Below are 1,583 nucleotides of genomic sequence, written 5' to 3'. Positions count from 1 at the left end.
CCTTAACAAGAGTTCTCCCGTTCGTCTTAGAATTTTCTTCTCGTCTACCTGTGTCGGTTTGCGGTACGGGTACCTCATAATATTTAGCAGCTTTTCTCGCCGGTGCAGATTCATGTGCTTCCTTTCCTTTGTCCATTCCCCTCTTCGCTTCTCCTTTTGACATGCGTACTTCACTACATGCCGGCCTTGCTTCGAGGACGCGCTTTTCCATCCGCGCGCTCACACTATCTCTCCGTGTCACTGCATCATTATCTTATTCGGTAGTACGGGAATCTCAACCCGTTGTCCATCATCTACGCCTTTCGGCCTCGACTTAGGTCCCGACTTACCCTGGGCGGACGAACCTTCCCCAGGAAACCTCAGACTTTCGACGGCGGAGTTTCTCGCTCCGCTCTCGCTACTTATGCCGGCATTCTCTCTTCCATACAGTCCACCACCTCTTCCGATATGGCTTCTGCCCGTATGCATTGCTCCTCTACCAATGTACATTCATACATTCCCAAGCTTCGGTGGTACGTTTTAGCCCCGTTAATTTTCGGCGCAACGTCACTCGACCGGTGAGCTATTACGCACTCTTTTAATGTGTGGCTGCTTCTGAGCCAACATCCCGGTTGTCTATACAACGTCACATCCTTTTCCACTTAACATATACTTTGGGACCTTAGCTGTGGATCTGGGCTGTTTCCCTTTTGACAATGGCACTTTTCTGTCACTGTCTGACTCCCAGTCATCAATTATCCGTCATTCGGAGTTTAATAAGCTTCGGTAAGCTGTGAAGCCCCCTAGGCCATTTAGTGCTCTACCTTCGGTAATCTAAACTGAGGCTAGCCCTAAAGCTATTTCGAGGAGAACCAGCTATATCCAGGTTCGTTTGGAATTTCTCCGCTAACCACAAATCATCCCCGACTATTTCAACAGGCGTGGGTTCGGTCCTCCACAACGTTTTACCATTGCTTCAACCTGTTCATGGTTAGGTCACCTGGTTTCGGGTCTACGACGTCAAACTTTTCGCCCTGTTCAGACTCGCTTTCGCTTCGGCTCCGAGACTTTATCTCTTAACCTCGCATCAAATCGTAACTCGCCGGCCCATTCTACAAAAGGTACGACATCAGACTGGTTGCCCGTAGTCCTCTGTCTGCTTGTAAGCACACGGTTTCAGGTTCTTTTTCACTCCCCTCCCGGGGTTCTTTTCACCTTTCCTTCACAGTACTATGCACTATCGGTCACTAAGTAGTATTTAGCCTTGGGAGGTGGTCCTCCCTACTTCCCACAGGGTTCCACGTGTCCCGTGGTACTCCGGATACTGCCGCTGCCTTCCGCCTTCAAATACGGGGCTTTCACCCTCTCTGGCCGGCTTTCCCAAAACCGTTCTTCTGGCTTCCATGCACACTTATGCAGTCCATAACCCCGGAGCGCACGCGCTCCGGTTTAGGCTCTTTCCATTCCGCTCGCCGCTACTCTGGAAATCGATTTTTCTTTCTTTTCCTCCGGGTACTTAGATGTTTCAGTTCCCCGGGTTCCCCTCCACATGCTATGTATTCACATATGGATGGCCAGGGTTTTCCTGGCCGGGTTTCTCCCCC

General features: G+C 50.6%; 1 rRNA gene. It reads right to left on the bottom strand.

What is annotated here, in order from left to right:
* Positions 1–1,583, bottom strand: a 23S ribosomal RNA gene (locus U1R88_RS35445); the annotation flags it as partial.

Origin of the sequence: Labrys sedimenti, from assembly GCF_034424805.1 — a bacterium.
In the GTDB taxonomy this organism is placed as follows: domain Bacteria; phylum Pseudomonadota; class Alphaproteobacteria; order Rhizobiales; family Labraceae; genus Labrys; species Labrys sedimenti.
This window is presented reverse-complemented; position numbering and strand designations above follow the sequence as displayed.